Raw genomic sequence first — 26,468 nt, 5'->3', positions numbered from 1 at the left:
GTGAAACGGTTTTCCGTCCGGAATTGCGTTAAACAGATGAGACCGCTTCCCATGAAAGCAAATTCGCACGTTTCCGCTGATAAGATCCGCTCGGATTTCTCCGCCGCCATGTCCGCCATGTACCGGGACGAGGTTCCGGCCTATGGCACGCTGATGTCCCTCGTCGCCAAGGTGAACGCGGAAACGCTCGCCGCCGATCCCCATCTGAAGGATCGCCTGGAAGCGACCGATTCTCTCGACCGCATCTCCGAAGAGCGGCACGGCGCCATCCGCCTCGGCACGCGCGAAGAGCTCTCCATGATGCGCCGCGTCTTCGCCGTCATGGGCATGTTTCCGGTCGGCTACTACGACTTGTCGACCGCCGGCGTTCCCGTCCACTCCACCGCCTTCCGCCCGGTCGGCGCGGAAAGCCTGAGCCGCAACCCGTTCCGCGTCTTCACCTCGCTGCTCCGTCTCGATCTGATCGCCGACGAAATCCTGCGCAATGAGGCCGCCGAGGTGCTTGCAGCGCGAAAAATCTTCACCGACGAAGCCGTCGCCCTCGTCGAGAAAGCGGAGCGTGAGGGCGGCCTCGACGCCGCCGATGCCGCCCGCCTTGTGACCGAGGTGCTCGAAACCTTCCGCTGGCACGACCACGCCATCGTCAGCGCCGACATGTACAAGCGCCTGCACGATGCGCACCGTCTGATTGCCGATGTCGTCTCCTTCAAAGGCCCGCACATCAACCACCTGACGCCGCGCACGCTCGACATCGACAAGGTGCAGGCCCGCATGCCGGAAGAGGGAATCGCGCCCAAGGCCATCGTCGAAGGCCCGCCCACCCGCACATGCCCGATCCTGCTGCGCCAGACCTCGTTCAAGGCGCTGGAAGAGGCCGTCTCCTTCATCGGCGCCGATGGCAACTGGCAGAAGGGCTCGCACACCGCCCGCTTCGGCGAGATCGAGCAGCGCGGCGTGGCGCTGACGCCAAAGGGCCGCGCCCTCTACGACAAGCTTTTGAACGACACCCGCGCCCGCGTGCGCCCGGCCGCCGATGGCTCCAACGCCACCGAATACGAGGCCGCGCTTGCCGACGTCTTCAAGGCCTTCCCGGACGATTGGGACGGCATCCGCAAGGCCGGGCTCGGCTATTTCAGCTACTCGCTGACCGAAAAGGGCAAAAGCGTCTCCGGTCGCAAGGCCGATCTCGAAACCGCCATCGAAGCCGGCCTCATCCGTTTCGATCCGATCGTCTACGAGGACTTTTTGCCGGTCAGCGCCGCCGGCATCTTCCAGTCCAACCTCGGCGACGACGCGGCGCAGGATTTCGTCGCAAGCCCCAACCAGGTAATGTTCGAACGGGATCTCGGCGCGACGGTGCTCGACGAATTCGCCCACTATGCCGGCATCCAGCGCGCCTCGCTTGAAATGTGCCTCGGCATCGTCAACATGGCGGCCGCTGCGGAATAAGGGACAAGCCGATGGTCAAGGCACGCCATATCGAAACGCTGAAAAGCCTGCTCGGCGAGAAGGGTCTTCTCACCGCGCCCGGCGACATGGCTGCCTACGAGACCGGCGCGCGCTACGACAAGGGCCGCGCCGCCTTCGTCGCCCGCCCGGCCTCGACGGAGGAAGTTTCCGCCACCGTTTCCTATTGCGTGAAAAACGGCATCGCCCTCATCCCGCAATCCGGCAATACCGGCCTCGTCTCCGGCTCCACGCCGGATGCGAGCGGCGGCCAGGGCGTGCTGAGCCTCGACCGCCTCACCGCGCCGTTCGCGCTCGACCGGGTGAACCGCACGGTCAAGGCCGGCGCGGGCCTGCGCCTTTCCGACCTCAACGGCAAGCTGGAAGAAAGCGGCCTGTTCTTCCCCATCGACCTCGGCGCCGACCCCCGCCTCGGCGGCATGATCGCCACGAATACCGGCGGCTCCCGGTTCCTGCGCTACGGCGACGTGCGCCGCAACACACTGGGCCTGACCGTCGTGCTCGCCGACGAGGCTGGCACCGTGCTCGACCTCTCCTCCGGCCTGCGCAAGAACAATACCGGCGTCGACTGGAAGCAGCTCTTCATCGGCACCTCCGGCGCCTTCGGCGTCATCACCGAATGCGTGCTGAACCTCGAACCTTCGCCGAAACAGTCCGCAACCGCCCTGCTCGTGCCCGCCTCGGACGAACAGGTCGCGACCCTGCTCGTCGCCACGGAAGACGCGCTCGGCAGCTACCTCTCCGCCTTCGAGGGCATGTCGGGCAACGCCGTGCGCGCCGCCCTCGACCATGTGCCGTCGCTGCGCAATCCCTTCCAGGGCGGCATCGTGCCGGATTTCGTCATCCTCGCCGAAATCTCCCGCTCCAATCAGCCGCGCGAGGGCGAGCAGCCGCTCGATGCCGTGCTGGAAGAGGTGCTGGCCGCGATCTGGGAGCGCGAGGACGCCCCGCTCGCCGATGCCTTCGTCGGCCCGCCGCACGAGATCTGGGCGCTCCGCCACGCGCTGTCGGAAGGCGTGAAACATAGCGGGCGATTGATCGCCTTCGATCTGTCCTTCCGCCGGGGTGACATAATGCCCTTCCTTGCCCATATGAAGGCGGACATGCCGGATCACTTCGAAGACGTGACGATCTGCGATTTCGGCCATATCGGCGATGGCGGCGTGCACTTCAACCTGGTCGTGGCCAAGGACGATCCGCGGCTCGACGATCCCGATTTCGAGATGGACCTGCGCGACTGGGTCTTCACCGTCGCGGTCGAACAATTCGGCGGCAGCTTCAGCGCGGAACACGCCATCGGCCGCAAGAACCAGGCCTTTTACGACAAATACACCCCGGACGACCTGCGCAAGCTGGCGGCCGGGCTGAAGACCATCACCTCGCCGGGCCTCCTCGGCGCCATGACCTTTTAATAAGACACCAGGGAGAATACCCATGACGAAAGTCGACGTGAAACAGGAAACCGCAGCCCTTCTCGACAAGCTCGGCGTGCCGCGCAGCGCCTGGGAAGGCGGCGACATGGCCTCCTACAGCCCGGTCACCGGCGAGGAGATCGCCAGGCTGAAGACCGTCTCGGCCGCCGACGCCGCCAAAGCGATCGAAGCCGCCCATGACGCTTTCAAGGAATGGCGCCTCGTGCCCGCCCCCAAGCGCGGCGAGCTCGTGCGCCTGCTTGGCGAGGAACTGCGCGCCGCCAAGGCCGATCTCGGCCGCCTCGTCTCCATCGAAGCCGGCAAGATCACGTCGGAAGGCCTCGGCGAAGTGCAGGAAATGATCGACATCTGCGATTTCGCCGTCGGCCTGTCCCGCCAGCTCTACGGCCTGACCATCGCCACCGAGCGCCCCGGCCACCGCATGATGGAAACCTGGCACCCGCTCGGCGTCGTCGGCATCATCTCGGCCTTCAACTTCCCCGTCGCCGTCTGGTCGTGGAACACGGCGCTGGCGCTCGTCGCCGGCAATTCCACCGTCTGGAAGCCCTCTGAAAAGACCCCGCTCACCGCTCTCGCGTCGCAGGCGATCTTCGAGCGCGCGCTCGCCCGCTTCGGCGAAGCCCCGGCAAACCTGTCCCAGGTCCTCATCGGCGACCGCGCCATCGGCGAAGTCCTCGTCGACCACACCAAGGTCGCGCTCGTCTCGGCCACCGGCTCCACCCGCATGGGCAAGGAAGTCGGCCCGCGTCTCGCAAAGCGTTTCGCCCGCTCGATCCTCGAACTCGGCGGCAACAATGCCGGCATCGTCTGCCCCTCGGCCGATCTCGACATGGCGCTGCGCGCCATCGCCTTCGGCGCCATGGGCACCGCCGGCCAGCGCTGCACGACGCTCCGCCGCCTCTTCGTGCATGACAGCGTCTACGACCAGCTCGTGCCCCGCCTGAAGAAGGCCTATACCAGCGTTTCCGTCGGCAACCCGCTGGAAACCTCGGCCCTCGTCGGCCCGCTCGTCGACCGCCAAGCCTTCGACGGCATGCAGAAGGCTCTCGCAGCCGCCAAGGCCGAAGGCGGCACTGTTACCGGCGGCGAACGCGTCACCGAAGCCGGCAAGGAAACGGCCTATTACGTGAAGCCCGCGATCGTCGAAATGCCGAAGCAGGCCGGCCCGGTTCTCGAAGAGACCTTCGCGCCGATCCTCTACGTCATGAAATATTCCGACTTCGACAAGGCGCTGGAAGACCATAACGCGGTCGCCGCCGGCCTTTCCTCGTCGATCTTCACGCTGAACGTCCAGGAAGCCGAGCGCTTCCTCTCGGTCGACGGCTCGGATTGCGGCATCGCCAATGTCAACATCGGCACATCCGGCGCGGAAATCGGCGGCGCGTTCGGCGGCGAGAAGGAAACCGGCGGCGGCCGCGAATCCGGCTCCGACGCCTGGAAGGCCTATATGCGCCGCGCCACCAACACGGTGAACTATTCGAAGGCCCTGCCGCTCGCCCAGGGCGTCTCCTTCGATATCGAGTAATCGGCCATGACCGTTGCAAGCAAAATCGAGGAGGCGGGCTTCCAGCCCGCCTCGCGCATCGCCGCCATCGGCGTCTCAAAGATCCTGCAGATCGGCGCCCGCGCCTCTGCGATGAAGAAGGACGGCCTGCCGGTCATCATCCTCGGCGCCGGCGAACCCGATTTCGACACGCCGGACAATGTGAAGGAAGCCGCCAAGGCCGCCATCGACCGCGGCGAGACGAAATACACCGCCCTCGACGGCACGCCGGACCTCAAAAAGGCGATCGCCGAAAAATTCCGACGCGAAAACAACGTCGACTACGCGCTCGACGAAGTGACCGTCGCGACCGGCGCCAAGCAGATCCTGTTCAACGCCTTCATGGCGACGATCAATCCGGGCGACGAGGTGATCATCCCGACGCCCTACTGGACCTCCTATTCGGACATCGTGGAAATCTGCGGCGGCGTCCCGGTGCTGATCCCCTGCGACGCCGAAGCGGGCTTCCGCCTCAAGGCCGACCAGCTCGAAAAGGCGATCACGCCCAAAACCCGCTGGGTCCTCCTCAACTCGCCGTCCAACCCCTCGGGCGCCGCCTACAGCGAGGCCGACTACCGCCCTCTGCTCGACGTGCTGCTCCGGCATCCGCATGTCTGGCTGATGGTCGACGACATGTATGAGCACATCGTCTATGACGGCTTCCAATTCGTCACCCCCGTCGCCATCGAGCCGCGCCTGAAGAGCCGCACGCTGACGATCAACGGTGTCTCGAAAGCCTATGCCATGACCGGCTGGCGCATCGGTTATGCCGGCGGCCCGAAAGCGCTGATCAAGGCCATGGCCGTGATCCAGAGCCAGGCGACCTCCTGCCCCTCCTCCGTCAGCCAGGCGGCTTCGGTCGAGGCGCTCAACGGCCCCCAGGACTTCCTCAAGGACCGTCAGGCCAGCTTCAAGCACCGCCGCGACCTCGTCGTCTCGGCGCTGAACGCCATCCCCGGCCTCGCCTGCCGCACGCCTGAGGGTGCCTTCTACACCTTCTCCGGCTGCGCCGGCGTGATCGGCAAGACGACCCCCAAGGGCAAGCGCATCGAGGCCGACAGCGACTTCACGGATTACCTGCTCGAAGTCGCCCATGTCGCCGTCGTGCCCGGCTCCGCCTTCGGCCTCTCGCCCTTCTTCCGCATCTCCTACGCCACGTCGGAAGCGGAGCTGACCGAAGCGCTGAAGCGCATCGCGGACGCCTGCGCAAAGCTCGCCTAAACCGCGACCCATGCAAACAAAAACCCGCCAGCAGCCCGTCTGCGGCGGGTTTTTCCTTGCGCCGAAGCATCCCGCTTGACCCGTGCCCTGGGGCCGGCCCCATAGAAGGGCGGTTCATGACAAGCGAGGTGATTCGTGCGCAATTCCGCTCCCCACCTGAACCCCTCCGAGGCGGCAAGACGGCTCGGCATATCGGCAAAGGCCCTGCGGCTCTACGAGCGCCACGGGCTGCTCGCGACCCCGCGCACCACCGCCGGCTGGCGCGCTTACGGCCCACAGGAAATGGCCCGGGCCGACGAAATCGTCGCCCTGCGCAGGCTGGGCCTCAGCCTCGCCCAGGTCAAGCGCGCGCTCACCGGCGATGCCGACAGCCTAGACCTGGCGCTTGCAACGCATCAGGCCCATTTGGAACGCCAGCTTCACCAGATCGCCGAAACCGTCAGGTCCGTGCAGGCGACACGGGCAAGCCTCGCCGCCGGAACGGCGCCCGCCATGACGATCGCCGGCTTGCTGCCGAAGGCGACGATTGCGCTGGATCTTCCCTGGCCCTGGGGCGGCGAGCGCTTCGAACTCCCGCACCCCAAGCCGATCACCTACATCACCGGCCCGCTCGGAAGCGGCAAGACCCGGCTGGCGCATGCGCTGGCCGAAACGATCCCGCACGCCGCCTTCATCAGCCTCGATCGGCTGGACGATGGCTGCGCGGCCGCGATGGCGCGGCTTGAGGCCGATCCGGCGCTGAAAGCCCGGCTCGAACCGATCCTCCTCTGGCTCGCCGAAGAAGGCGCGACCGCCTCACCGGCCCTCACGGCACTGCTCGTCACCCTGGAGGCCGCCAAAACTGCCACGCTTGTCATCGACATGGTCGAGCAGGGGCTGGACCAGGCCACGCAGGAGGCGGTGCGATCCCATCTGCGCAACCGGCGCTTCGACGGACCGCCGCTGTTCCTGCTCACCCGGTCGTCCTCCATGCTCGATCTCGACGATATGACGGCCGATGAAAGCATCCTGTTCTGCCCGGCCAACCACGACGTGCCCTTCCTCGTCGCGCCCCATGCGGGCGGGCGCGGCTACGAGGCCGTCGCCACTTGCCTGGCGACACCCGCCGTCCGGTCGCGAACCGAGGGCGTCATCGCCTGGCGGCCGAACGTCGCCTGACCGCAAAAGAAAAAGGGCCTCTTGTGAGGCCCCATTTTTATGGTTCGCGCCCTTGCCGGGCATCTCTCTTCCCCGCGGAGTATGCCGCAGATGACAAAACGCCCCGGACGATGCCGGGGCGTCTGAAAGAGGTTTTTCGGCTCAGGCAGCGCGGGCGCCGTGGTTTTCCTGGGCGTAGTAGTGGCCGAAACGGTTGGCGAGGAAGGCTTCCAGCGCAATTTCTTCCTGGCGGACAAAACCCTCGGCGCGCAACGTGCCGTCGGCGAGCATGTCGAGCACGGCGCAGATCGAGCCGGCCGTCGTGATCTGGATGGCGGAATGCAGGACGCCGGCGATCGGCGCGCTGTAGACCTTGTTGGCATAGGTTTCCTGGATCAGGCGGCCGCCCTTGCGGCCCGAAACGGTTACGAAGACGATGACGACGTCCTGCGTGGTGGTCGGCAGGGCGTTCTCGAAAATGTCCTTGAGCACTTCGCGGCGATGGCGCAGGCCGAGGTCGTTCAAGAGCGCCTTCATGATGGCGGCGTGGCCGGGATAGCGGATCGTCTTGTAGTTCAGCGTGCGCACCTTGCCCTTCAGCGATTCGCAGAGCGTGCCGAGGCCGCCCGACGTGTTGAAGGCTTCATAGGTGACGCCGTCGAGCGAGAACTCTTCGCGCTCTTCAAGCGCGGGAACCTCGATCAGCGCGCTTTCGACGATCGCTTCGCAGGGCTCGATATATTCGTTGATGACGCCGTCCGTGCTCCAGGTGAGGTTGTAGTTCAGAGCGTTGGAGGGGTACTGCGGCAGGGCGCCGACACGCATGCGCACGCTTTCGAGCGAATCGAAGCGGCTGGCGAGGTCGTTGGCGACGATGGAGATGAAGCCCGGTGCCAGGCCGCACTGCGGGATGAAGGCGGTCTTGGCGGTTTCGGCGATACGCTTGACCTGGCGGGTGGATTCGACGTCTTCCGTAAGGTCGAGATAGTGCACGCCGGCAGCGGCTGCCGCTTCAGCGATCGCGACCGTCAGGTGGTACGGCGCGGCGGAAAGCACGGCGAACTTGCCGGTCAGCAGGTCCTTCATGGCGGCAGCGTCGGCAATGTCGACGACCTTGGTCGAGACGGCGGCGTGGCGCTCGACGGCGGCAAGCTGCTCGTCCGAACGGTCTGCGACGGTGACGCTGTAATCCCCGCTGTGAGCCAGCATGCGCGCGATGGTCGAGCCGATCTTGCCTGCGCCGATGACGACGATGTCCTTCATGTGATTTCCCTCCGGCATGAATTGATGCGCTTATTTTGCCGGCGGGCGGTGTCGATTTAAAGCGCCATACCTGGCATAATACATCATCGATATCGGCAGAATGACGACGGATATGAGCATAACGACGCTAGCCGCCAAGGATCGCGAGCTTCTCGCCATCCTCAGCGAAAACGCCCGCGAACAGACCGCGACCATCGCCCGCAAGCTCGGGCTGTCGCGCACCACCGTTCAGGCAAAGATCGACCGGCTGGAGCGCGACGGCGTGATCGCCGGCTACGGCGTCAAACTCTCCGACGCCTACGAGAGCGGCATGGTGAAAGCCCATGTGCTGATCACCATCGCGCCAAAGACGCTGGCCCGCATCACGACCGAACTGCACGCCATCTCCGCCGTGCGCACGCTGCATTCCGTCAGCGGCAGCTTCGACCTGATCGCCATCGTCGAGGCAACATCCATCGCCGAACTCGACCACCTGATCGACCGCATCGGCGAAATCGAGGGCGTGGAACGCACGCTGTCGTCGATCATTCTGTCGACGCGGATCAGGCGGTAGGTGATTACCTGCTGCCTCAACGACCTACAACCACGACCCGCAACCTCTCCTCCGTCAGGCGATGAACCGCTCCGGCCGGTACGGACCGATGTTGATGACGGTGCGCTCGCCCAGCATCTTCTCCGCCAGAACGCGCCCGGTGATCGGCCCCAGCGTCATGCCGTGATGGGCGTGGCCGAAGGCGAACCAGAGGCCGGAATGGCGCGGGGCCTTGCCGATGATCGGCATCATGTCCGGCGTGCAGGGGCGGCAGCCCATCCACGGCTCCTCGTCGCGCCGCTCGGCGAGCGGGAAGAATTCGCGTGCCACCTTTTCCGCCCGGCGCAACTGCACCGGCGTCTTGCGCGTATCGCGCTTGGCGAATTCGGCGCCGGTGGTAAGCCGGATGCCGCGCTGCATGGGCGCCAGGAAATAGCCGCGCTCGGCATCGAGCACCCAGTTGTTGAGATGCGCGCCCTCTTCCGCGCCATAATGCATATGGTAACCGCGCTTGACGGCGAGCGGGAAACGGTAGCCGAGCTTGCGCGTCACCGTATCGGCCCAGGGGCCAAGCGCCACCACCACTTCCTTGCCTTCGAGCGGGCCTTCGGGCGTGGCGATGCGCCAGCCCTCGCCTTCCAGCACATGTTCGATCGTCGCCGCATCGCCCGATTGCAGCGTGCCGCCGAGCGACTGGAAATAGGCGAGGTAGCGCTTCATCAGGCTCTGCGGATCGAGGATCGACCAGGGGTCGGTCCAGCGCAGGCCGCCGGTGAGTTCCGCGCGGATGGAGGGTTCGGCAGAAGCCACATCCGCCGTCGTCAGCTTCTGGTGGTTGACGCCGAAATTGGCGGACAGTTTTTCCGCATCCGCATAGGCCGCATCGCGCGCCTTCTCCGAACGGAACACCTTCATCCAGCCATCCTTGCGGATGAGATCGTCGGCACCGGACGCCGCGATCAGGTCGGCATGTTCGGAAATCGAGTTCTCGATCAGCGGCGCATAGAGATGGGCGATGCTCTGGTGCTGGCGGAAGCCGGAATGCCACCAGTAGCGCGCCAGGAACGGAATGATGCCGGGAATGGCCGACGGGTGGTAATGCGCATCGATCGTGTTGTTCAGCGCATAACGGAACAGCGCGCCAAAATCGTGCGGGAAACCATAGGGGAAGACGCCCTCGCGCTGGATCAGGCCGGCATTGCCGTAGGAGGTCTCTTCCGCGGCACCGCGGCGATCGACGAGCACCACCGACTTGCCGCGCCGTGCCAGATGGATCGCGGTCGAAATGCCGATCACGCCTGCGCCGAGAACAATGACATCCGTCTTCATGTGCTGCCCCTAGTCCACATTCACGTCCCTGATCCATTGCATGGCCCGAATGCGGGATGCAAGCCGCTTGCTTGCGGCAAAGCGCCTTGACGCAGGCGGCCGGGGCGATAGCCTCGCGCCACGACGAGAGACCCGAAAGGACACGGCATGCGCTTTGGCACGGCAAGCGAACTCTGGCGCTACCCGGTCAGTTCGCTGACGGGCGAACGGCTGCAAACCGCCGACCTCGACGACACCGGCATTGCCGGCGACCGGCAATGGGGCCTCTTCGACGCGGACAGCGCCGCAGTCGCCGCACCGGAAACCGAACGGCGCTGGCGACCCGTCCCGGGCCTTCAATCCCGCTTGGGCGCCGACGGCCCCGAGATCAGCCAGGATGGCACAACATGGCATCCCGTCCCCTCGCCGCCCGCCGACACAGCGGCATCGGATCATCTCGGCTTTCCCGTCCGCTTCCGGCCCTTCGGCGAGGCGGGCACCGCACCGCGCTACGATCGCGGCCACCTGCACATCCTCACCACCGCATCGCTCGCGCGCCTGCAAGCCCTGCTGCCGACGGCGATCATCGACATCAGGCGCTTCCGCCCGAACATCCTCGTGCAAACCGACGACAACGACATCGATTTCGTCGAACAGCGGCTCATTGGAAAAGCATTGCGGATCGGCGACGCGACCGTCGAAATCACCGAGCCCTGCACCCGCTGCGCCTTCACGGCGCTGGGCCAGCCCGGCATCCCCTTCGACAAGGATGTCCTGCACACCATCGCCAAACATGGTGGCGGCGGTTTCGGGGTGCTGGCGAAGGTGGTCGGCCCGGGCCGCATCAGCCGCGGCGATGCCGTGACCGCGGACTAAGCGACCGACTGCCCGGCAAGCCGCAGCAGGTTCTCGATCGCCGCCCGCTCGAAGCCGCCGATGCCCTCGGAAATATCGGCCTTGATCGCCGCCGCCACGGCATCCTCGTCGCGCTTGCGCAGCGCCTCGATGGCCTCCACATGGCGATCGACGAAATAGAGCTGCGCGACATGTTCCATGGCGATGCCGAGGAAGGGGCCGAGCTGGAGCCAGATGCTCTCCACCATCGGCATGATCACCTGCTCGGGATTGGCGCTGTAGAGCGTGCGATGGAATTCCTGGTTCAACAGCAGCGCCGTCGCATTGTCCTTGCGCCGGATCGCCTCGTCCTGCGCCTTGTCGATCTCGGCCAGCCGGTCGATGCGGCGTTCGGTGATATGCGGCACGGCGCGGCGCGCCGCATGCTGCTCCAGCACGGAACGCAGAGAAACGAGCTCGCCGAACCGGTCCGCCGTCATGCGCGGCACCATGATGCGGCGGTTGTCGAGCACCCTCAGCGCCCCTTCGGAGCTCAGCCGGCGCAGCGCCTCGCGCACCGGCGTCGGACTGCTTTCCATGGCTTCGGCAATGCCGCGGATGGTGAGTGATTCGCCCGGCCGGATCGAGCCCACCATGATCGCCTGACGAAGCCGACGGTGCGCATATTCATGCGTCGTCATGCCGTCCGGCCGGTCCAGCGGCTCAAGCGCCAAATTGCCCAATCCATCCCTCCTGTCACCGGCTTGCGGATGTTATCCTATCCCTCGAAACAGGTTCTAGCAGCTTGACCGGCGACAAGAAAGTGTGCATATTTTCGAAATGTGATCACAAAAATAATTATGTGATATGGAAAAAACGATGACCCCGAGCGAAGAATCCAACTGGCTGATCACCGCCGACGGCGTGGAGAGCATTCAAGCCGTCGTCTGCGACCTGAACGGCATCCTGCGCGGCAAGCGCGTGCCCGTCGGCCAGGCGGAAAAGGTGCTGAAGGGCGGCATCCGCATGCCGCTGTCCATCGTCGGCGTCGATGTCTGGGGCGAGGACATCGTCGGCTCCAGCCACGTCTTCGCCTCGGGCGACATGGACGGCATCTGTGCCGCCACCGGCCGCGGGGCTCTTCCGGTGAGCTGGACGCTGAAACCCTCCGCCGTCGTGCCGCTCTGGCTGTTCAAGGAAAACGGCGAGCCCTTCCTCGCCGACCCGCGCCAGGCGCTCGCCAACATCGTGCGGCAATATCACGAGCTCGGCCTGCGCCCCGTTGTCGCCTCCGAGATGGAATTCTACCTGATCGACGCCGAGCCCGACCATGCGCAGCCGCCGATCTCGCCCTATACCGGCAAGCGGCTGGATTCCGACGCCATCCTGTCGATCGACGAGCTCGACGATTTCGGCCAGTTCTTCTCCGACGTCTATGCGGAATGCGAGCGCCAGAACGTGCCGGCGGATTCGGCCGTCGCCGAAAACGGCATCGGCCAGTTCGAAATCAACCTCATGCATTCCGACGATCCGTTGAAGGCCGCCGACGACGCGCTGTTCTTCAAGCGCATCGTCAAGGGCATCGCGCGCAAGCACGGCTTTGCCGCCACCTTCATGGCAAAACCCTACGGCATGCGCTCCGGCTCCGGCATGCACATGCATTTCAGCCTGATCGACGCCGACGGCAACAATGTCTTCGACGATGGCAGCGCGGAAGGCTCCGACATCATGAAACACGCCGTCGCGGGGCTCACGCGCGGCATGGCGGAATCGACGCTGCTCTTCGCACCGCATTTCAACTCCTACCGCCGCCTGCGCCCCGATACCCACGCGCCGACCTCCGTCTCCTGGGGCTACGAGAACCGCACCGCCGCCATCCGCATTCCCGGCGGCAGCAACAAGGCGCGCCGCATCGAGCACCGCGTCGCCGGCGCCGACGCCAACCCCTATCTCGTCATGGCCGGCATCCTGGGTGCGGCCCTCGTCGGCATCCGCAACAAATGGGAGCCGCCGGCACCGGTCTCGGGCCGCGCCTATCTCTCGCAATTGCCGCGTATCCCCTCCGAATGGGGTTCCGCCGTCACCGCCTTCGAAAACGGCTCGATCGTCTCCGAAATTTTTGACGCGGATCTTCGCTCCATGCTGATCGCCTGCAAGCGGCAGGAAATCGCCGGTTTCGCCGAACAGGTGACCGACTTCGAATTCAGCGCCTACCTGGAAATCGTCTGATGGCCACGAATGAATCCTATGCCGGCAACGGCACCTATCCTGACAGCTACTACGCCGCCTCCCGCAACATCGTGCGCACGCCGAAAGTGCTCGAAGGCGCGGTGACCGCCGATGTCGCCGTGCTCGGCGCCGGTTATTCCGGCCTGTCGACCGCCATCCACCTCGCCGAAAAGGGCTACAAGGTCGTGGTCGTCGAAGGTGCCGGCATCGGCTGGGGCGCCTCGGGCCGCAATGGAGGCCAGATCGTCAACGGCCTCAATGCCAGCCTCGACACCATCAAGCGCCGTTACGGCGATCAGGCTGGAGCCTTCGTCGGCGGTCTCGTGCAGGAGGGCGGCAAGATCATCCGCCGCATCGTCTCGCAATACGACATCGATTGTGACATGAAGGTCGGCAACATCTACGCCGCCTATACGCCCGCCCATATGAAGGACCTGGAGCACAAGAAGGCGCTCTGGAAGAGCTATGGCATGGACGACCACCAGATGCTCGACAAGGCGGCGATCCGCAAGCTCGTCAACACGGATGCCTATGTCGGCGGCATGCTGGACACAACCGGCGGCCACATGCACCCGCTGAACCTCACGCTCGGCGAGGCCAAGGCGCTGGAATCGCTCGGCGGCGTGATCTACGAACAGTCGCCCGTCACCCGCGTCGAGCACGAGGCCGAAAAGCCGGTGATCCACACGGCCAGGGGCAGCGTGACAGCCAATGTCGCCGTGCTCTGCGGCAATGCCTATCTCGGCCATGTCGTGCCGAAACTCGTCTCGCGCGTCATGCCGGTCTCCACCCAGATGGTCGCGACCGAGCCGCTCGGCGAGCGCGCCGACGCGCTCATCCCCTCCGACATGTGCGTCGAGGACGTGCGCTACATCCTCGATTATTTCCGCCTGTCGGCCGACAAGCGCATGATCTTCGGCGGCGGCACCGTCTATGGTGGCACCGACCCGGCGGACGTGCGCGCAAAAATCCGCCCGAACCTCGAAAAGGTCTTCCCCTCGCTGAAGGGCGTGAAGATCGATTACGCCTGGAGCGGCAATTTCGCCCTCTCCTTCTCCCGCGTGCCGCAGATGGGCAAGATCGGCAAGAACACCTATTTCGCCCACGGCTACAGCGGCCACGGCGTCACCGGCTCCCACCTCTTCGGCCGCATCCTCTCGGAAGCCATCGACGGCGACCTCTCCCGCTTCAGCCAGTTCGAAAAGTTGCCGTGGATCCCCTTCCCCGGCGGCCGCATGTTCCGCGCCCAGTATTCGACCATCGGTTCCTGGTGGTATCAGTTCAAGGATGCCTTCGGGCTGTAGTCAGCGTAGATACCCCCCTCTGCCCTGCCGGGCATCTCCCCCACAAGGGGGGAGATCGGCAAGAGGCCTGAACAGCGCCCAAACTCTACCCTCTGTGATGGGCGGGACGTTGCTCCATCCAATCTCCCCCCTTGTGGGGGAGATGGCCGGCAGGCCAGAGGGGGGTTCTCCGCACCATTCCGAAAAATTTACCCTCCCCATTTTCCCCATCCCCAAAACCTCGCCTATCCTGACCATCCTTCCGCCGCCGGACGGATCGCGTAACGTGTCGATGCGGGCGGGAGGAGGCGCTTTCGTGGATAGCCGGTACGTGCGGCAGCAAGCGGAAGAGGCGTGGGACGCGCTGTGGGGATAATCACCCTGTGGCGTGAAAGGCTTCCCCCTTCCCCGGGTCGCGGGGTCGGTTTGGGTCCGCCATGCAAGCGGTCTGGCTCATCGCCAGCCGTGCAGCGAAGCTTTCACCACGCCTGAAGGAGGCGAGACCACCTCCGAAGGACGCCTGGGGCCGCGCGAAAGCGAAGCCACCATTTTTCAATTCCCAGAGGCAACGCTTTCGCGCGGCTCTCCGGACGGGATATTCTGTGAACCCGGTGGGCACCCCTGCGGGCCGTCCCGCCATGCGCGGAAGGACGGCCATGCGGAGGCGATTATCAGCCCATGCGCTCGGAAGCGTAGGAGCCGGGGCTCGGCGGGAAGACGATGGTCTTGTTGCCGTTCATGAAAACGCGGTGGTGGATATGGGCGTGCACCGCGCGCGCAAGAACCTGGCTCTCCACGTCACGGCCGATCGAGACATAATCCTCCGCCGACTGCGCATGGGTGATGCGCGCGACGTCCTGCTCGATGATCGGACCTTCGTCGAGATCCTCGGTAACGTAGTGCGCCGTGGCACCGATCAGCTTCACGCCGCGCTCGAAGGCCTGCTTGTAAGGGTTGGCACCTTTGAACGACGGCAGGAACGAGTGGTGGATGTTGATGATTCGGCCCGACATCTTCTTGCACACGGCATCCGACAGCACCTGCATGTAGCGGGCGAGCACGATGAGCTCCGCGCCGGACTGCTCGACCACTTCCATCAGCCGGGCTTCGGCCTGCGGCTTGTTCTCCTTGGTCACCTTGATGTGGTGGAAGGGGATGTCGTGGTTGACGATGACCTTCTGGTAATCGAAGTGATTGGAGACGACGCCGACGATGTCGATCGGGAGCGCGCCGATCTTCCAGCGGTAGAGCAGGTCGTTCAGGCAATGGCCGAAGCGCGACACCATGAGCAGCACCTTCATGCGCTCGTCGCTGTCGTTGAAGCGGTAGGTCATCGCGAATTTCTTGCCGACGGCAGCAAAGCCGGACTTGATCTCCTCCTCCGACACGCCTTCCTGCGAGAGGAACGTGAGGCGCATGAAGAACAGGCCCGTCACCAGGTCGTCGAACTGCGAACTGTCGGAGATATAACACCCCTTCTCGGCGAGGTAGCCGGTGATCGCGGCGACGATGCCGCGGGTCGATTGGCAGGATACGGTCAGCACATGGCTCTTCATCGGTTCCATCTCGCGTTCGGCCGATGCTGGGGCAAGCATCGGCGATCCCCTTCTCATGCGGCCGCACAAGCGGCATGGCGCATATTTCAGGCCGCTCGCGCCAGCGCAAGCCCCTGCAATGACGAGAAGCTACGCCGCCTCTTGCAAGGAATCCCTCCGGTTCGCGACATCCAATGCGTCGAAAATGCCAAGAGACCGGCCCTCGCCTGTTTGCGACGCCGGGAAAGGCTCCGCCATGAGGGGTGCGGCGCGCCGATTCTTTCAGCAATGCAAGGCCGCCGAAAATCCATCTGGACACTATTATGGACACATGTTCTATAAAATGGACAGATTCGACAGGAGCCCGCCATGCATCTTTCCATGTGGACCTACCCCTGGGACATCCAGGACCAGGGGCTGGAGGCCTTTGCCGCCGAGCTTTCCGGCCGCGCCGGCCTCAACACGGTGAGCCTTGCGACCTCCTACCACGCCGGCCGCTTCCTGCAGCCGCGCAGCCCGACGCAGAAGGCCTATTTCCCGGAAGACGGCACCGTCTATTTCCGCCCCGACGAAACGCTCTGGGAGGATAAGACCATCCGCCCGCTGATGGCGCAAAACGTCGCCGAACGCGGCGATATGCTAGCGGCGCTGACGACGGCGCGCGAAAAAACCGGCCTGAAGGTCTCGTGCTGGACGGTCTGCCTGCACAACAGCCGCCTCGGCATGCTGCACCCGGACCACGTCACCCGAAACGCCTTTGGCAACGCCAACTATTACAATCTCTGCCCATCGAGCCCGGCCGCACGCGACTATGTCGTCACCCTCGTGCGCGACATCACGACGAATTACAAACCCGACATGCTGGAGCTCGAAAGCCCGAACTTCATGGGTTTCGCGCACGAATATCACCACGAAAAAGACGGCGTCGGCCTCAATGCCGAGGATGATTTCCTGCTGTCGCTCTGCTTCTGCGACCATTGCACCGCCCGCGCCGAAAAAGCGGGCGTGCCGGTGGAAGGCGCCCGCAGGACGGTCGCCCGCTTCATCGCCGAACTCTGCGAGCGGGCCGTGCCGGAGAAACAGTTCCCGGATTTCCCCGAAGCCGGCATCGACGCCTTCCGCGACCACCCGGACCTGCACGCCTTCCTCGCCTGGCGCAGCGAGCCGGTGACGCGCCTGATCGGCGAGATCAAAGCGGCCGCAGACCCCGCGACCCGCATCGTGCTGATCGACCTCAAGGACGGCTGGCTCGGCGGCATCGATCTTGCAGCCGTGGGAGACCTCTGCGACGGCGCGATCCTCTGCTGCTACGACATGACGCCGGAGGCCGTCGGCGAGGTCATCCGCACCGGCCGGGCCGCGCTGGGTGAAGAAAAATTCCTCGGGCTCGGCCTGCGCGTCTTTTACCCCGAGGTCGGCGAGCCGGCGATCCTCGCCGCACGCGCCAAGGCCGCCATCGACGCGGGCGCCGATGGCGTGAATTTCTACAATTACGGGCTCATCCCGGCCAAACGTCTCGACTGGGTCAAGGAGGCCGTCGACGCGATCAGCCGGTGATCGGCTCGGCAACCTGGATCAGGCAGTCGCCGGCCTGGCTGTCGCAATGCAGGCGATGGGAAATGACGATGCCGCCTTCGGCAAAGTGCAGCGCCTCTTCCGCCTGCTCCAGCCGTTCGAGATCGTGATACCAGCCGGCAAGATCGCCCGCCGAAACCACCGCCCCCAGCGCCACCGCCGGCTCGAACCAGCCGCGCCGGCTGGCATAGATGCCCTGGCTGTGGCGGGAAAGCGAAAGCAGTTGCAACGCTTGCGGCGCCGGCAATGGAGCCCGCGACAGAACCGGCACTTCGACAAGGCCGAGAGCAACCAGCAGCCGGTCGATTGCAGCAGCCGTGAAGGCCATCGTCTCCGGCGTCACCGTGCCACCACCGCCGAATTCGCCGGAAAGGCCGATCGTGCCGGCCCGGCCCGCAGCCCCCATCGAGGTCGGCGCCGTCGGCCCGTTGTCCGCGATGAAGGCATGCGAGGCCCCCATCGCCCGCATCAGCGAAACCGAGCGCTCGAAACGCGCGGCATCCGCCTGCCGCTCGATCAGCGTGCAGGGCAGGTGCGCCATGGACGTGCCGCCCGAATGCAGGTCGAGCACCACGTCATGCGCCGGGAAAAGCGTGTGTTCGAGGAAATGCGCCATCCGCGCCGTCGGCGTGCCGGCCGGATCGCCGGGAAAGGCCCGGTTGAGATTGCCACCATCGAAAGGCGAGCAGCGCTTCGCCGCCATCACCGCCGGCAGGTTGGCCATCGGCAAAATGGTGACGGCGCCGCGGATCTTGTCGATATCGAGCAAACGCATCAGCCGCCCGAGCTGGAGCTCGCCCTCATATTCATCGCCATGGTTGCCCGCCATCAGCAGCACGCTCGGCCCTGCGCCGTTCTTCAGGCGCAGGATCGGGATGCGGATCTGATAATAGGGCGAACGGTCGACCGAATAGGGAATGGCTAGATGCCCGGCCAGCCGGCCATCCTGCGCAAAATCGATCGGATTGACGATGCCACTGTGCATTTGCGTCTCCCGTCAGAGGGCGGCGACGGCGGTCATTTCGACGCGCAGGTCCGGGTCCGCCAGCCGCGCCTCGACGCAGGCCCGCGCCGGCGGATTTTCCGGGTCGATCCAGGCATCATAGACGCCGTTCATCGCCTCGAAATCGACGATCGCCGGCAGGAAGACGTTTACGGCGAGCAGCTTCGAGCGATTCGTGCCGGCTTCCTTCAGGAGGGCGTCGATCTTGCCAAGCACGTCGCCCGTCTGGCCCTCGATGCCGGCCTTGCGGTCTTCCGCGACCTGGCCGGCAATATAGACGAGCCCACCGAAGCTGACGGCCTGGCTCATGCGCGAGCCCTTCTGGTAGCGTTGGATCATGGGGGAATTCCTTTCTGCTTGGGAAGATCAGCCGAAGCTGGTGAGATAGGCCGTCGTGACCGTGTGGTCGGGATCGAGGCCGTAGAGAATGGCGTGCCGGTCAAGGCAGGTGCAGGGATGCGAAATGCCGAATTCGACCACGTCGCCAATGCGGACGCCATCGCCGGCAAGCTGCACGAAGGCGTGCTGGTCGTTGAGGCGCAGCACCTCCGCACCGGTAAAATCGCCAAGCGGTGCACCGTCGCGATAAAGCGCAAGCGGTCGCGGCAAGCCCTGGTCGATCGCGACATCGCGCAGGCCCATGCCGCAGATCGCCAGCCCCGGCTCCGGCAGGGAGAGGACTTCCGCCCAGACCCGCAGCGCCGGCTGAAAGCCTTGCGCGGCCGAGATCGTTTCCCCGCCGACGCGGAAACCGCCGCGATCATCGAGGCCGGCAAGCCCACGCTCATAGACGCCGTGATCGTGGAAGAAGATCGCCCCGCTGCGCAGCACCAGACGGCAGGCGGGATCGGCCGCGACGGCAGCAGAAAGCCCGGCGACCACCCGGTCAAAAAAGACCGAGCCGCCGGCCGTCAGCAGAAGCGGGCGCTCCGGGCCGATGCGGGCACGAACCTGCGGCAGGAAGGCCGCGGTCATCGCCATCAGCGCATCGATCCGGCGCAGGGTTTCCGCCGCATCCGCGGTGGCGGCAGCGCCTTCATAGGCGGCGATGCCGCTCAGCCCGAAACGGGTCGTCTCCGTCGCGAGGATCGCGTCAAGGATATTGCCCGCGGCCTCAAGGCTGCGCGCACCGGCACGACCGGCGCCAAGCTCCACCAGGAGCCCGAGCGGCGGCAGGTCCTGCCGTTCCTGCCAGGCCGCCCGCAAGGCTTCGACGAGGGCAACGGAATCAACGAATATATGCAGCTCCGCTTCGGGATAGGCGGCAAGCAGGGAGGCCAGCCGGCGCGCCGCAGCGGTGCCGCCGATCTCGTTGGCAAGGATCAGCCGGCGCTGGCCGGCCTTCAGCAGCACGGCGGCTTGGCGGATATCGGCAACCGTCGTGCCCCAGGCGCCGGCGGTGATGAGAGCATCGGAAACACCCACCGACATCGGCGTCTTGGCATGCGGCGCGATCTCGACGGCGTGGTCCTTCACACAGGCCATCATCAGCGCGACGTTTTTCGCAAAAGCCTGCCGGTCAAGCGAGATCAACGGCAGCGCCATCATCCCGTCATAGGGTTTCCACCCCTGCCCGCCGATCGCATCGAGCGACAAGGGCGCGTGACCCGGCGGAAAACCGCGGATGCGGTCGTCGATCAATGGGCCGTTCGTTTGCAGGTCAGACATGCATTTCTCCTCTGACCGCCTCGGCAATTCCGAGGCGGTAGGTATCGTTGGCGGTCGCGAAGAACAAAGCGCGCTGCTCCGCAAGCGAGAGGGATGCGGCCACGGTGCGGAAGACGCCATAGACCTCGTCGAAGGAGGCATGCAGCCCGGCGACCGGGAAATCGCTGGCGAACATCGCGCGTGCCGGGCCGAAACAATCAAGACAATGGTCGATCACCGGGCGCAGGCTTTCGAGCGTCCAGTCATTGTCATAGGCGACGAGGTCGGAGATTTTCAGCCGCACGTTCTCTTCACGCCCGAGTGCCCGCAGGCCGCTGCGCCAAAGGGCCATGCCCTCATCCGTGCGATCGATCGGGCTGCCACAGTGGTTGAGCACGAAATGCGTTTCCGGAAAGTGCGCACGAGGTCGAGCGCCTCCTCCATCTGCCAGGGAAAGAGCATCAGGTCGAAAACGAGGCCGAGGCGGGAGAGATGGGCAAGCCCCTCCCGCCAGGCGGGATCGGCCATGCGATGGGCGCGTGGCGCAAAGCTCTTAGCCGGGTCAGGATGCCAGCTGACGATATCGCGGATGCCGACGACGTTGTGGTTTGCCGCTTCGGTCTCCAGCAGGCGTATCGCATCCGGGCCATCGAGGGGAACCCGGGCGACGTAGCGGTGGGCAATGCCGGTGCTGCGGTCGAAGCCATCGAGCCAGCGGCTTTCCTCCAGCGGATGTGCGTCCGACCAGCCGGCCTCCACATGCACGGTGGTGACAACATTCTGGCGAGCCGCATCGGCCCGATAGTCCTCGATGCCATAGTTGCGCAGGATCGGCGCGAGGCCGCCGGTGGCCTCCGCCTTTTCGAGCCACGGATGACGCTTCAGCGCGAGGTCCCAGAGGTGGTGATGCGGGTCGATCACCGGGCCGTCATAACGTGCCATCATCGCCGCGCCTCGCGGCCGGAAATGAGGAGAAGCGCCAGGATCAGCGTGCCGAACATGATCGACCGCCAGCCGGGCGAGGCGTTGACGACGGTGATGAGGGCGGTCGTGGTGACGAGCAGAATGGCGCCCGGAATGGTGCCGGCATAGGTGCCGCGCCCGCCGAGAATGGAGGTGCCGCCGAGCACGACGGCGGCAATCGACGTCAACAGATAGGGATCGCCGATGCCGACATAGCCTTGGCGATTCATGCCGAGCACCAGAATGCCGGCAAGCCCTGCGAAGAAGCCGGACAGCGCATAGAGGACCAGCGTGTTGCGCGTGACGCTGACGCCGGAAAGCCGGGCGGCCAGCGGATTGGCCCCAAGCGCCAGGAAGCGCGCACCGATCGGCATGCGGTGGATGAGCAGCAGCACGACGGCCGAAACGACGAGCCACAGTATGACGCCGGCCGGGATGCCGAGCGGCCGCGCCTGTCCGAGCAGGATGACCGCCGGATTACTGACGGTGACGGCGCTGCCGCCGGCCACGATGACGAGCAGGCCCTGAAGGAACGTCGCCATGGCGAGCGTCATGATGATCGGCGGCACGCGGAGATAGGCCGCACCCGCGCCGTTGAGGAAACCGATGCCGGTGGCAATCGACAGCGCCAGCGCGATGCCGACGAGGCCGGTCGGATCCCAGGCGGGCGAGATGAGCGGCAGCAGGATCGCCGTGACGGTGATGACGGCGCCCACCGAGAGATCGATGCCGCCCATCAGGATGACGAGCGTCTGGCCGGCGGCCGCGATGCCAATGACGGCAGCAAGCTCCAGCAGGTAGCGCAGATGGCCATAGGCGCCGAAACCGCGCAGCGTCAGGCTCGCAACGAGCCAGACGAGCGCCACCAGAAGGAAGGTCAGCAGCGGCGGATTGCGGAAAAGGGATTTCACGGCATTCATCGCCTCGCCCTCCCCTTTGCAAGAAGCTCCGGCACCGCGATGGCGCCGACAATGATCAGGCCCTGCGCGATATATTGCGCGACGGGCGGGAAGCCGAGGAAGAACATCACGTTGATCATGACAGAAAGCAGCAGGCTGCCGCAGATCGCGCCGCGCATCGTGCCCTTGCCGCCAAGGAAGCCGACGCCGCCGAGCACGGCCGCGGCAATGGAGTTCAGCGTGAAGGGCGTGCCGATGACCGGATCACCCGACCCCGTCTGCGCCGCGACGAAGAGGCCGGCAAGGGCCGCCAGAAGGCCGGATAGGGCGAAGGCGACGATCTTCACCCGCTCGACCGGCACGCCGGAGCGGAAGGCCCCGATCGGGTTATCGCCGGCCGCGTAGATGCCGAGGCCGAGCGGTGTCGCGAGAAACGCTTTCCAGGCGAGCACGATGACAACGAGCAGGAGGAAGGCGACGGGCGTGTGGCCGGCGAGCGTGGTCGACAGCCAATCCGGAATAAAGCCACCGGGACGCGGCAGCAGGATGAGCGCCACGCCGGTGATGATGAAGGAACCGGCGAGCGTGACGATGATCGCCGGCAGCCGGAGATGGGCGACGATGGCGCCGGTAACAGCGCCGATCGCGAGACCCGCGAAGGCGACGGCGAGAATGCCGCCGGGCACGCCGAGTGCGGTTCCCATCGTGGTTGCGGCGATCACCGCGCCGAGGCTGACCAGCGGCCCGATCACCAGCGTGATGCCGCCATTCAGCATGAGCAGCGCCTGCGCCATGGTGACAAGCGCCAGCGGGAACCAGTTCTGCGTGAACTTGGAAAAGCCACCGACGGAGAGAATGCCCGGGAAGAGCACCGCATAGAGAATGAGGAAAGCGGCGACGACCAGATAGAGGCCACCGAGGCTGCGATTGCGGCGGCGCTGGATCGCGCCGTAGAGCCAGCCGAAGGATGAAACAGCGCTCATGCGGCGGCTCCCTGCGTGTTGACGCCCATGGCCGCGCCGACGATCGCCTCTTCGCTGATCGCGTCGCCGACAAGCGCTGCCGCAACGCGGCCTTCGCGGAGCACCACGACGCGGTCGCAGAGATGTACGAGCTCCGGCGTATCGGAACTGGCGAGGATGACGAGCCGCCCTTCGGCGGCGAAGGTGCGCAGCATCAGGTAGATTTCGCGCTTGGTCTCGATATCGACGCCGCGCGTCGGATCGTTGAGCAGCAGGACGGAAGGATCGAGCGGCAGCCATTTGGCGAGCGCCACCTTCTGCTGGTTGCCGCCGGAAAGCGCCTGAACCGCGCGGGCGACGTCGCCCTTAATGGTCAGCCGGCGCGCCAGATCGGCGATCAGCTCGGCCTCCGCACCCCGATCGCGAAAACCGCCCCGGGCAAGGCGGCCGAGCGAAGGGAGGATGAGGTTGGAGGCGATGGAATGGGGCAGCACCAGCCCCTCATGCTTGCGGTCCGCCGGCACATAGACAATGCCCGCAGCATTCGCCTCGCCGACATGGGCGGGCAGCGCGGCTTTGCCGGAAACTTCGGCCTTGGAGGCCTTGGCGGGGATGGCGCCGTAGAGACCGAGCAGCAGGTCTTCCTGCCCCTGCCCGACGAGCCCGCCAATGCCGACGATTTCACCGGCGCGTGCGGAAAAGCCGATATCGCGCACGAGGCCCGCCGAAAAATTCTCGACGCCGATGCGCGTCGCACCGGGATTGGCGGCCGGGCGCGGCGGGAAGAGATCGCCGGTCTCGCGGCCGACCATCAGGCGCACCAGCCCCTCGCCGTCGATGCCGGCAAGCGACTGGTCGGCGGTGACGCCGCCGTCCTTCAGCACCGTGACGTGGGAGCAAAGCGCCTGCACCTCGTTGAGGCGGTGGGAAATATAGAGAAGGGCGGTGCCGCGATCGCGCAGCGTCCCGATCAGCCGGGCGAGAATGCCGGCCTCGTGGGCGGAAAGCGAGGAGGTCGGCTCGTCGAGGATCAGCACGCGCGGCTTGCGGAACAGCGCCTTGGCGATCTCCACCATCTGGCGGCGGCCAAGGGCCAGGTCCGCCACCGGCATGTCCAGCGGCTCGGTGAGGCCCACCATATCGCAGACGTCGCGCACGCCGCGATGAAGCGCCCGGTAATCGATGAGGCCGAACCGGCGCGGGAAGGCGCCGAGCCCGATATTTTCGGCAATCGACAGGTCCGCCGTGAGGCTCAGCTCCTGCTGCACCACGGCGATACCGGCCGCGCGCGCGCCGGCCGGGCTGAAGCGCCCGACCGGCTTGCCATCGACGGAAATCGTGCCGCTATCCGGTTGGAGGGCGCCGGAAAGCAGGTTGATCAGCGTGGATTTTCCGGCACCGTTCTCGCCCAGCAGGGCATGCACCCTGCCAGGATGAAGGGCGATATCGACGCCCTTCAGAACGGGATTGCCAAAAAATCCCTTGAACACCTGCCGGGCTTCCAGCAGGGGTTTTTGCTCCGTCATCACGGCATCCTTCACGCGAATTACTCTACCGGATTATTGGGCCAGCAGCTTGTCGAACAGCGCCTTGTCGTAATCCGAGTAGATATAGCCGTCGGCCGGGAAATCGGCGGCGCGGGCGAGATAGCCGTTGATCGTGCTGTCGTCGATGACCGGCAGCGGCACCTTGATGAAGGCCGGCACGTCCTTGCCTTCCAGCGCCTGCACGGCTGTATAGACCGAAAGCGCGCCAAGCCAGTTCGGCTGCATGGTGGCCCAGCCCTTCAGGCCCTTTTCCTTCCACAGTTCCAGGAACTGGCGGGCGTTCTCGCCGCTCGTCGGCACCTGTTCGCGGCCCTGGCGATCGAAAGCCATGACGGAGCCGGCCGAAAGGGCGCCGCCGAGCGACAGCACGCCGTCGATTTCCGGATTGGCGAAGAGCAGGCTGGTCATTGCTTCCTGCGCGGGGGCGACGTTGTATTCCGTGTTCGTCTCGGTGATGACTTCGAGGCCCGGATTGGCATCGAGCACCGGCTGCGCGCCCTTGCGGCGGTCGTCGCTGACGGAAATGCCGGCGGGGCCGTTCATGATGATGATCTTGCCCTTGCCACCGAGCTGCTCGACCATCCATTTGGCGGCGGTGGCGCCCCATTCGTTGGAATCGGTGTTGATCTTCGCCGTCACCTTGTCCGTGTTGACGAGACTGTCGAAGTTCACGACGGCGATGCCCTTGTCACAGGCATCCGAAATCACGCGGTCGAGCGCGTTGGAAGAGCCGGCGATGACGACGATGGCGTCGACATTGGCGTCGATCATCGACTGGATGTGCTGGATCTGCGTCTGCGCATTGCCCTGCGCGTCCGTGATCATCAGGTCCTTCACGAGGCCGGCCTTCTTCAATTCCTCCACTTCGGCCGAAATCGTGCCTTCCGTCTGCTTCATCCACGTCGGCACCGAATAGATGTTCGCCCAGCCGACCGTATAGGGTGCTTTGCGGTCGCCCTTGATGCAATTGGCAGCGGCGGACGCGGTGCCGGCGGAAAACACAAGGAGCGCCGTGGCGGCGGCAGCGCCCGCGAGGAGGCGGCGGCTGTTCTCAAGATTGTTCATTGTCGATCCCCTTTTTTGTGCGGCAGCAGGAACGGGCTTGCCATCCGTCTTTGTCCAATATAACGTACAGATGATCTAAATACTGGACGACGCGATCTTATGCCGTTTTTTCCGCCTCGCAAGAGGGGTGCGGAAATTTCGCGCTGCGGGAGCGCAAGCATGCGGATTGACAGATGTCACGGGCGGCGTGAGAAGCGTGGACGGGACGAAAAGGCAGGGACCGACGGGAATGGATGCAGTTCTGGATGAAGCAGCCGGCAAGCGCGCCCGCGGTCTCGACCGCGCCTTCGAGATCCTCGATTTCCTGCGCCAGAAGCGCCAGGCGCTGAAGCCGAACGAGATCGCCGCGCAGATCGGCGCGCCGCGCTCATCGGTCTACGAGCTGGTGAACCTGCTTCTGCGCAACGGCATCCTCGAATTCACCGGCGGCGAGGGCCGCGTCTATCTCGGGCGCAAACTCTATTTCCTGGGTGCTGCCTACGAGAACCATTTCGACTTCACCCGCGAATGCGAGGCGGTGCTCGAGCGGCTGGCCGACGAGACACGCGAGACGGCACAGTTCTGCATGCTGGATGGCAACAAATACACGGTGGTGCGCATGCGGGAAGGCGCCCGGCCCTTCCGCATCTCGACGGATATCGGCCAATCCGTGCCGATCCCGTGGACGGCCTCCGGCCGCCTGCTCGTCGCGCATCGGACGGATGAGGACATTCTCGCTTTCATCCCGTCGCAGGATTTCCGCCTGCCAAGCGGCGAATGGCTTGATCCCCAGCACTTCCTCGCCGAAGTGCGCCAGGCCGAGCGCGAAGGCTTTTTCACCTTCAACAGCATCGTCGACAGTTTTACCCACTGTTTCGCCGTGCCTGTGATGGATGAAGAAGGCCACGCGGCCGCAACGCTCTGCCTTGTCACGCCGCGCGACGACGGCCTTGCCAACCGGGACCGCTATCTCGCCCGGCTGAAGGAAGCCGCGGCCAGCCTAAACCACGCGCCGACGCGGCCAAAACGCGGCTGACTCGCAA

General features: G+C 65.3%; 22 protein-coding genes and 1 pseudogene. 11 read left to right on the top strand and 12 right to left on the bottom strand.

Features of this window, described 5'->3' with window-relative positions:
- Nucleotides 1-51: 51 nt before the first annotated feature.
- The 5 genes from hglS (at nucleotide 52) to AC1Q6Z_RS17500 (ending at nucleotide 6,822) form a co-directional block, all read left to right on the top strand.
- A complete protein-coding gene (gene hglS / locus AC1Q6Z_RS17520) occupies nucleotides 52-1,449 on the top strand; it encodes a 2-oxoadipate dioxygenase/decarboxylase HglS (RefSeq protein ID WP_492648710.1) in 1,398 nt (465 codons plus the stop codon).
- Between the two features lie 11 nt (nucleotides 1,450-1,460).
- Nucleotides 1,461-2,879, top strand: a complete 1,419-nt coding sequence (locus AC1Q6Z_RS17515) for an FAD-binding oxidoreductase (protein ID WP_492648709.1) — start codon at nucleotides 1,461-1,463, stop codon at nucleotides 2,877-2,879.
- Between the two features lie 22 nt (nucleotides 2,880-2,901).
- Entirely contained in the window at nucleotides 2,902-4,425 is a 1,524-nt protein-coding gene (gene amaB, locus AC1Q6Z_RS17510; RefSeq protein WP_492648708.1) for an L-piperidine-6-carboxylate dehydrogenase, read from the top strand.
- A gap of 6 nt (nucleotides 4,426-4,431) precedes the next feature.
- Nucleotides 4,432-5,664, top strand: coding sequence for a pyridoxal phosphate-dependent aminotransferase (locus AC1Q6Z_RS17505; protein WP_492648707.1), 1,233 nt, complete (start codon nucleotides 4,432-4,434; stop codon nucleotides 5,662-5,664).
- 135 nt (nucleotides 5,665-5,799) lie between these two features.
- Nucleotides 5,800-6,822, top strand: coding sequence for a MerR family transcriptional regulator (locus tag AC1Q6Z_RS17500; protein ID WP_492648706.1), 1,023 nt, complete (start codon nucleotides 5,800-5,802; stop codon nucleotides 6,820-6,822).
- Nucleotides 6,823-6,963: 141 nt separating this feature from the next.
- Here AC1Q6Z_RS17500 and AC1Q6Z_RS17495 read toward each other — a convergent pair whose 3' ends face one another.
- Nucleotides 6,964-8,064: a saccharopine dehydrogenase family protein gene (locus AC1Q6Z_RS17495; RefSeq protein WP_256119570.1), complete on the bottom strand. Its 1,101-nt coding sequence runs from the start codon at nucleotides 8,062-8,064 to the stop codon at nucleotides 6,964-6,966.
- A gap of 112 nt (nucleotides 8,065-8,176) precedes the next feature.
- Here AC1Q6Z_RS17495 and AC1Q6Z_RS17490 point away from each other — a divergent pair, with 112 nt between their 5' ends.
- On the top strand, nucleotides 8,177-8,617 hold the full coding sequence (locus AC1Q6Z_RS17490) for an Lrp/AsnC family transcriptional regulator (RefSeq protein ID WP_256119571.1): 441 nt from the start codon (nucleotides 8,177-8,179) through the stop codon (nucleotides 8,615-8,617).
- A 54-nt stretch (nucleotides 8,618-8,671) separates the two neighbouring features.
- Here AC1Q6Z_RS17490 and AC1Q6Z_RS17485 read toward each other — a convergent pair whose 3' ends face one another.
- Complete coding sequence (locus tag AC1Q6Z_RS17485; RefSeq protein ID WP_492648705.1) at nucleotides 8,672-9,925, bottom strand: NAD(P)/FAD-dependent oxidoreductase; 1,254 nt, start codon at nucleotides 9,923-9,925, stop codon at nucleotides 8,672-8,674.
- A 147-nt stretch (nucleotides 9,926-10,072) separates the two neighbouring features.
- On the opposite strand from AC1Q6Z_RS17485, the gene AC1Q6Z_RS17480 reads away from it, so the two are divergent.
- Nucleotides 10,073-10,780 carry an MOSC domain-containing protein gene (locus AC1Q6Z_RS17480; protein WP_492648704.1) on the top strand — a complete coding sequence of 236 codons (708 nt, stop codon included), beginning with the start codon at nucleotides 10,073-10,075 and terminating at the stop codon, nucleotides 10,778-10,780.
- Here the strand turns inward: AC1Q6Z_RS17480 and AC1Q6Z_RS17475 are convergent.
- A complete protein-coding gene (locus tag AC1Q6Z_RS17475) occupies nucleotides 10,777-11,439 on the bottom strand; it encodes a GntR family transcriptional regulator (protein WP_439618129.1) in 663 nt (220 codons plus the stop codon). The two genes, AC1Q6Z_RS17480 and AC1Q6Z_RS17475, sit on opposite strands and share 4 nt — an antisense overlap.
- A 178-nt stretch (nucleotides 11,440-11,617) precedes the next feature.
- Between AC1Q6Z_RS17475 and AC1Q6Z_RS17470 the strand changes: the two genes are divergently transcribed.
- A complete protein-coding gene (locus AC1Q6Z_RS17470; RefSeq protein WP_256119574.1) occupies nucleotides 11,618-12,967 on the top strand; it encodes a glutamine synthetase family protein in 1,350 nt (449 codons plus the stop codon).
- Complete coding sequence (locus AC1Q6Z_RS17465; RefSeq protein ID WP_492648703.1) at nucleotides 12,967-14,271, top strand: NAD(P)/FAD-dependent oxidoreductase; 1,305 nt, start codon at nucleotides 12,967-12,969, stop codon at nucleotides 14,269-14,271. Before AC1Q6Z_RS17470 ends, AC1Q6Z_RS17465 begins: the two co-directional genes overlap by 1 nt.
- A gap of 650 nt (nucleotides 14,272-14,921) precedes the next feature.
- Here the strand turns inward: AC1Q6Z_RS17465 and purU are convergent.
- A complete protein-coding gene (gene purU / locus AC1Q6Z_RS17460; RefSeq protein ID WP_492648819.1) occupies nucleotides 14,922-15,806 on the bottom strand; it encodes a formyltetrahydrofolate deformylase in 885 nt (294 codons plus the stop codon).
- Nucleotides 15,807-16,154: 348 nt separating this feature from the next.
- On the opposite strand from purU, the gene AC1Q6Z_RS17455 reads away from it, so the two are divergent.
- On the top strand, nucleotides 16,155-17,342 hold the full coding sequence (locus AC1Q6Z_RS17455; RefSeq protein ID WP_492648702.1) for a hypothetical protein: 1,188 nt from the start codon (nucleotides 16,155-16,157) through the stop codon (nucleotides 17,340-17,342).
- Here the strand turns inward: AC1Q6Z_RS17455 and AC1Q6Z_RS17450 are convergent.
- The 8 genes and pseudogenes from AC1Q6Z_RS17450 to AC1Q6Z_RS17415 all read right to left on the bottom strand — a co-directional run bounded on the left by AC1Q6Z_RS17450 (nucleotide 17,332) and on the right by AC1Q6Z_RS17415 (nucleotide 25,446).
- On the bottom strand, nucleotides 17,332-18,345 hold the full coding sequence (locus tag AC1Q6Z_RS17450) for a succinylglutamate desuccinylase/aspartoacylase family protein (protein WP_492648701.1): 1,014 nt from the start codon (nucleotides 18,343-18,345) through the stop codon (nucleotides 17,332-17,334). The genes AC1Q6Z_RS17455 and AC1Q6Z_RS17450 overlap by 11 nt on opposite strands.
- Before the next feature lie 12 nt (nucleotides 18,346-18,357).
- On the bottom strand, nucleotides 18,358-18,702 hold the full coding sequence (locus AC1Q6Z_RS17445; protein ID WP_492648700.1) for a RidA family protein: 345 nt from the start codon (nucleotides 18,700-18,702) through the stop codon (nucleotides 18,358-18,360).
- 27 nt (nucleotides 18,703-18,729) lie between these two features.
- Nucleotides 18,730-20,031: an alanine racemase gene (locus tag AC1Q6Z_RS17440; protein WP_492648699.1), complete on the bottom strand. Its 1,302-nt coding sequence runs from the start codon at nucleotides 20,029-20,031 to the stop codon at nucleotides 18,730-18,732.
- Nucleotides 20,024-20,955, bottom strand: a pseudogene (locus AC1Q6Z_RS17435) (amidohydrolase family protein). Before AC1Q6Z_RS17435 ends, AC1Q6Z_RS17440 begins: the two are co-directional and overlap by 8 nt.
- On the bottom strand, nucleotides 20,952-21,893 hold the full coding sequence (locus tag AC1Q6Z_RS17430; protein ID WP_492648698.1) for an ABC transporter permease: 942 nt from the start codon (nucleotides 21,891-21,893) through the stop codon (nucleotides 20,952-20,954). Before AC1Q6Z_RS17430 ends, AC1Q6Z_RS17435 begins: the two are co-directional and overlap by 4 nt.
- Nucleotides 21,890-22,855, bottom strand: a complete 966-nt coding sequence (locus AC1Q6Z_RS17425; protein WP_492648697.1) for an ABC transporter permease — start codon at nucleotides 22,853-22,855, stop codon at nucleotides 21,890-21,892. Before AC1Q6Z_RS17425 ends, AC1Q6Z_RS17430 begins: the two co-directional genes overlap by 4 nt.
- Nucleotides 22,852-24,360: a sugar ABC transporter ATP-binding protein gene (locus AC1Q6Z_RS17420; RefSeq protein ID WP_492648696.1), complete on the bottom strand. Its 1,509-nt coding sequence runs from the start codon at nucleotides 24,358-24,360 to the stop codon at nucleotides 22,852-22,854. The genes AC1Q6Z_RS17425 and AC1Q6Z_RS17420 overlap by 4 nt, the downstream gene beginning before the upstream one ends.
- Before the next feature lie 33 nt (nucleotides 24,361-24,393).
- Nucleotides 24,394-25,446: an ABC transporter substrate-binding protein gene (locus AC1Q6Z_RS17415; RefSeq protein ID WP_492648695.1), complete on the bottom strand. Its 1,053-nt coding sequence runs from the start codon at nucleotides 25,444-25,446 to the stop codon at nucleotides 24,394-24,396.
- 229 nt (nucleotides 25,447-25,675) lie between these two features.
- On the opposite strand from AC1Q6Z_RS17415, the gene AC1Q6Z_RS17410 reads away from it, so the two are divergent.
- Nucleotides 25,676-26,461, top strand: a complete 786-nt coding sequence (locus AC1Q6Z_RS17410) for an IclR family transcriptional regulator (RefSeq protein ID WP_492648694.1) — start codon at nucleotides 25,676-25,678, stop codon at nucleotides 26,459-26,461.
- The last annotated feature ends 7 nt before the right edge of the window (nucleotides 26,462-26,468 follow it).

It is taken from the genome of Shinella sp. GW835-FHT14H05 (assembly GCF_058793575.1).
The sequence above is the reverse complement of the archived record's forward strand: the minus strand, read 5'-3'. Positions and strand labels throughout refer to the sequence as shown.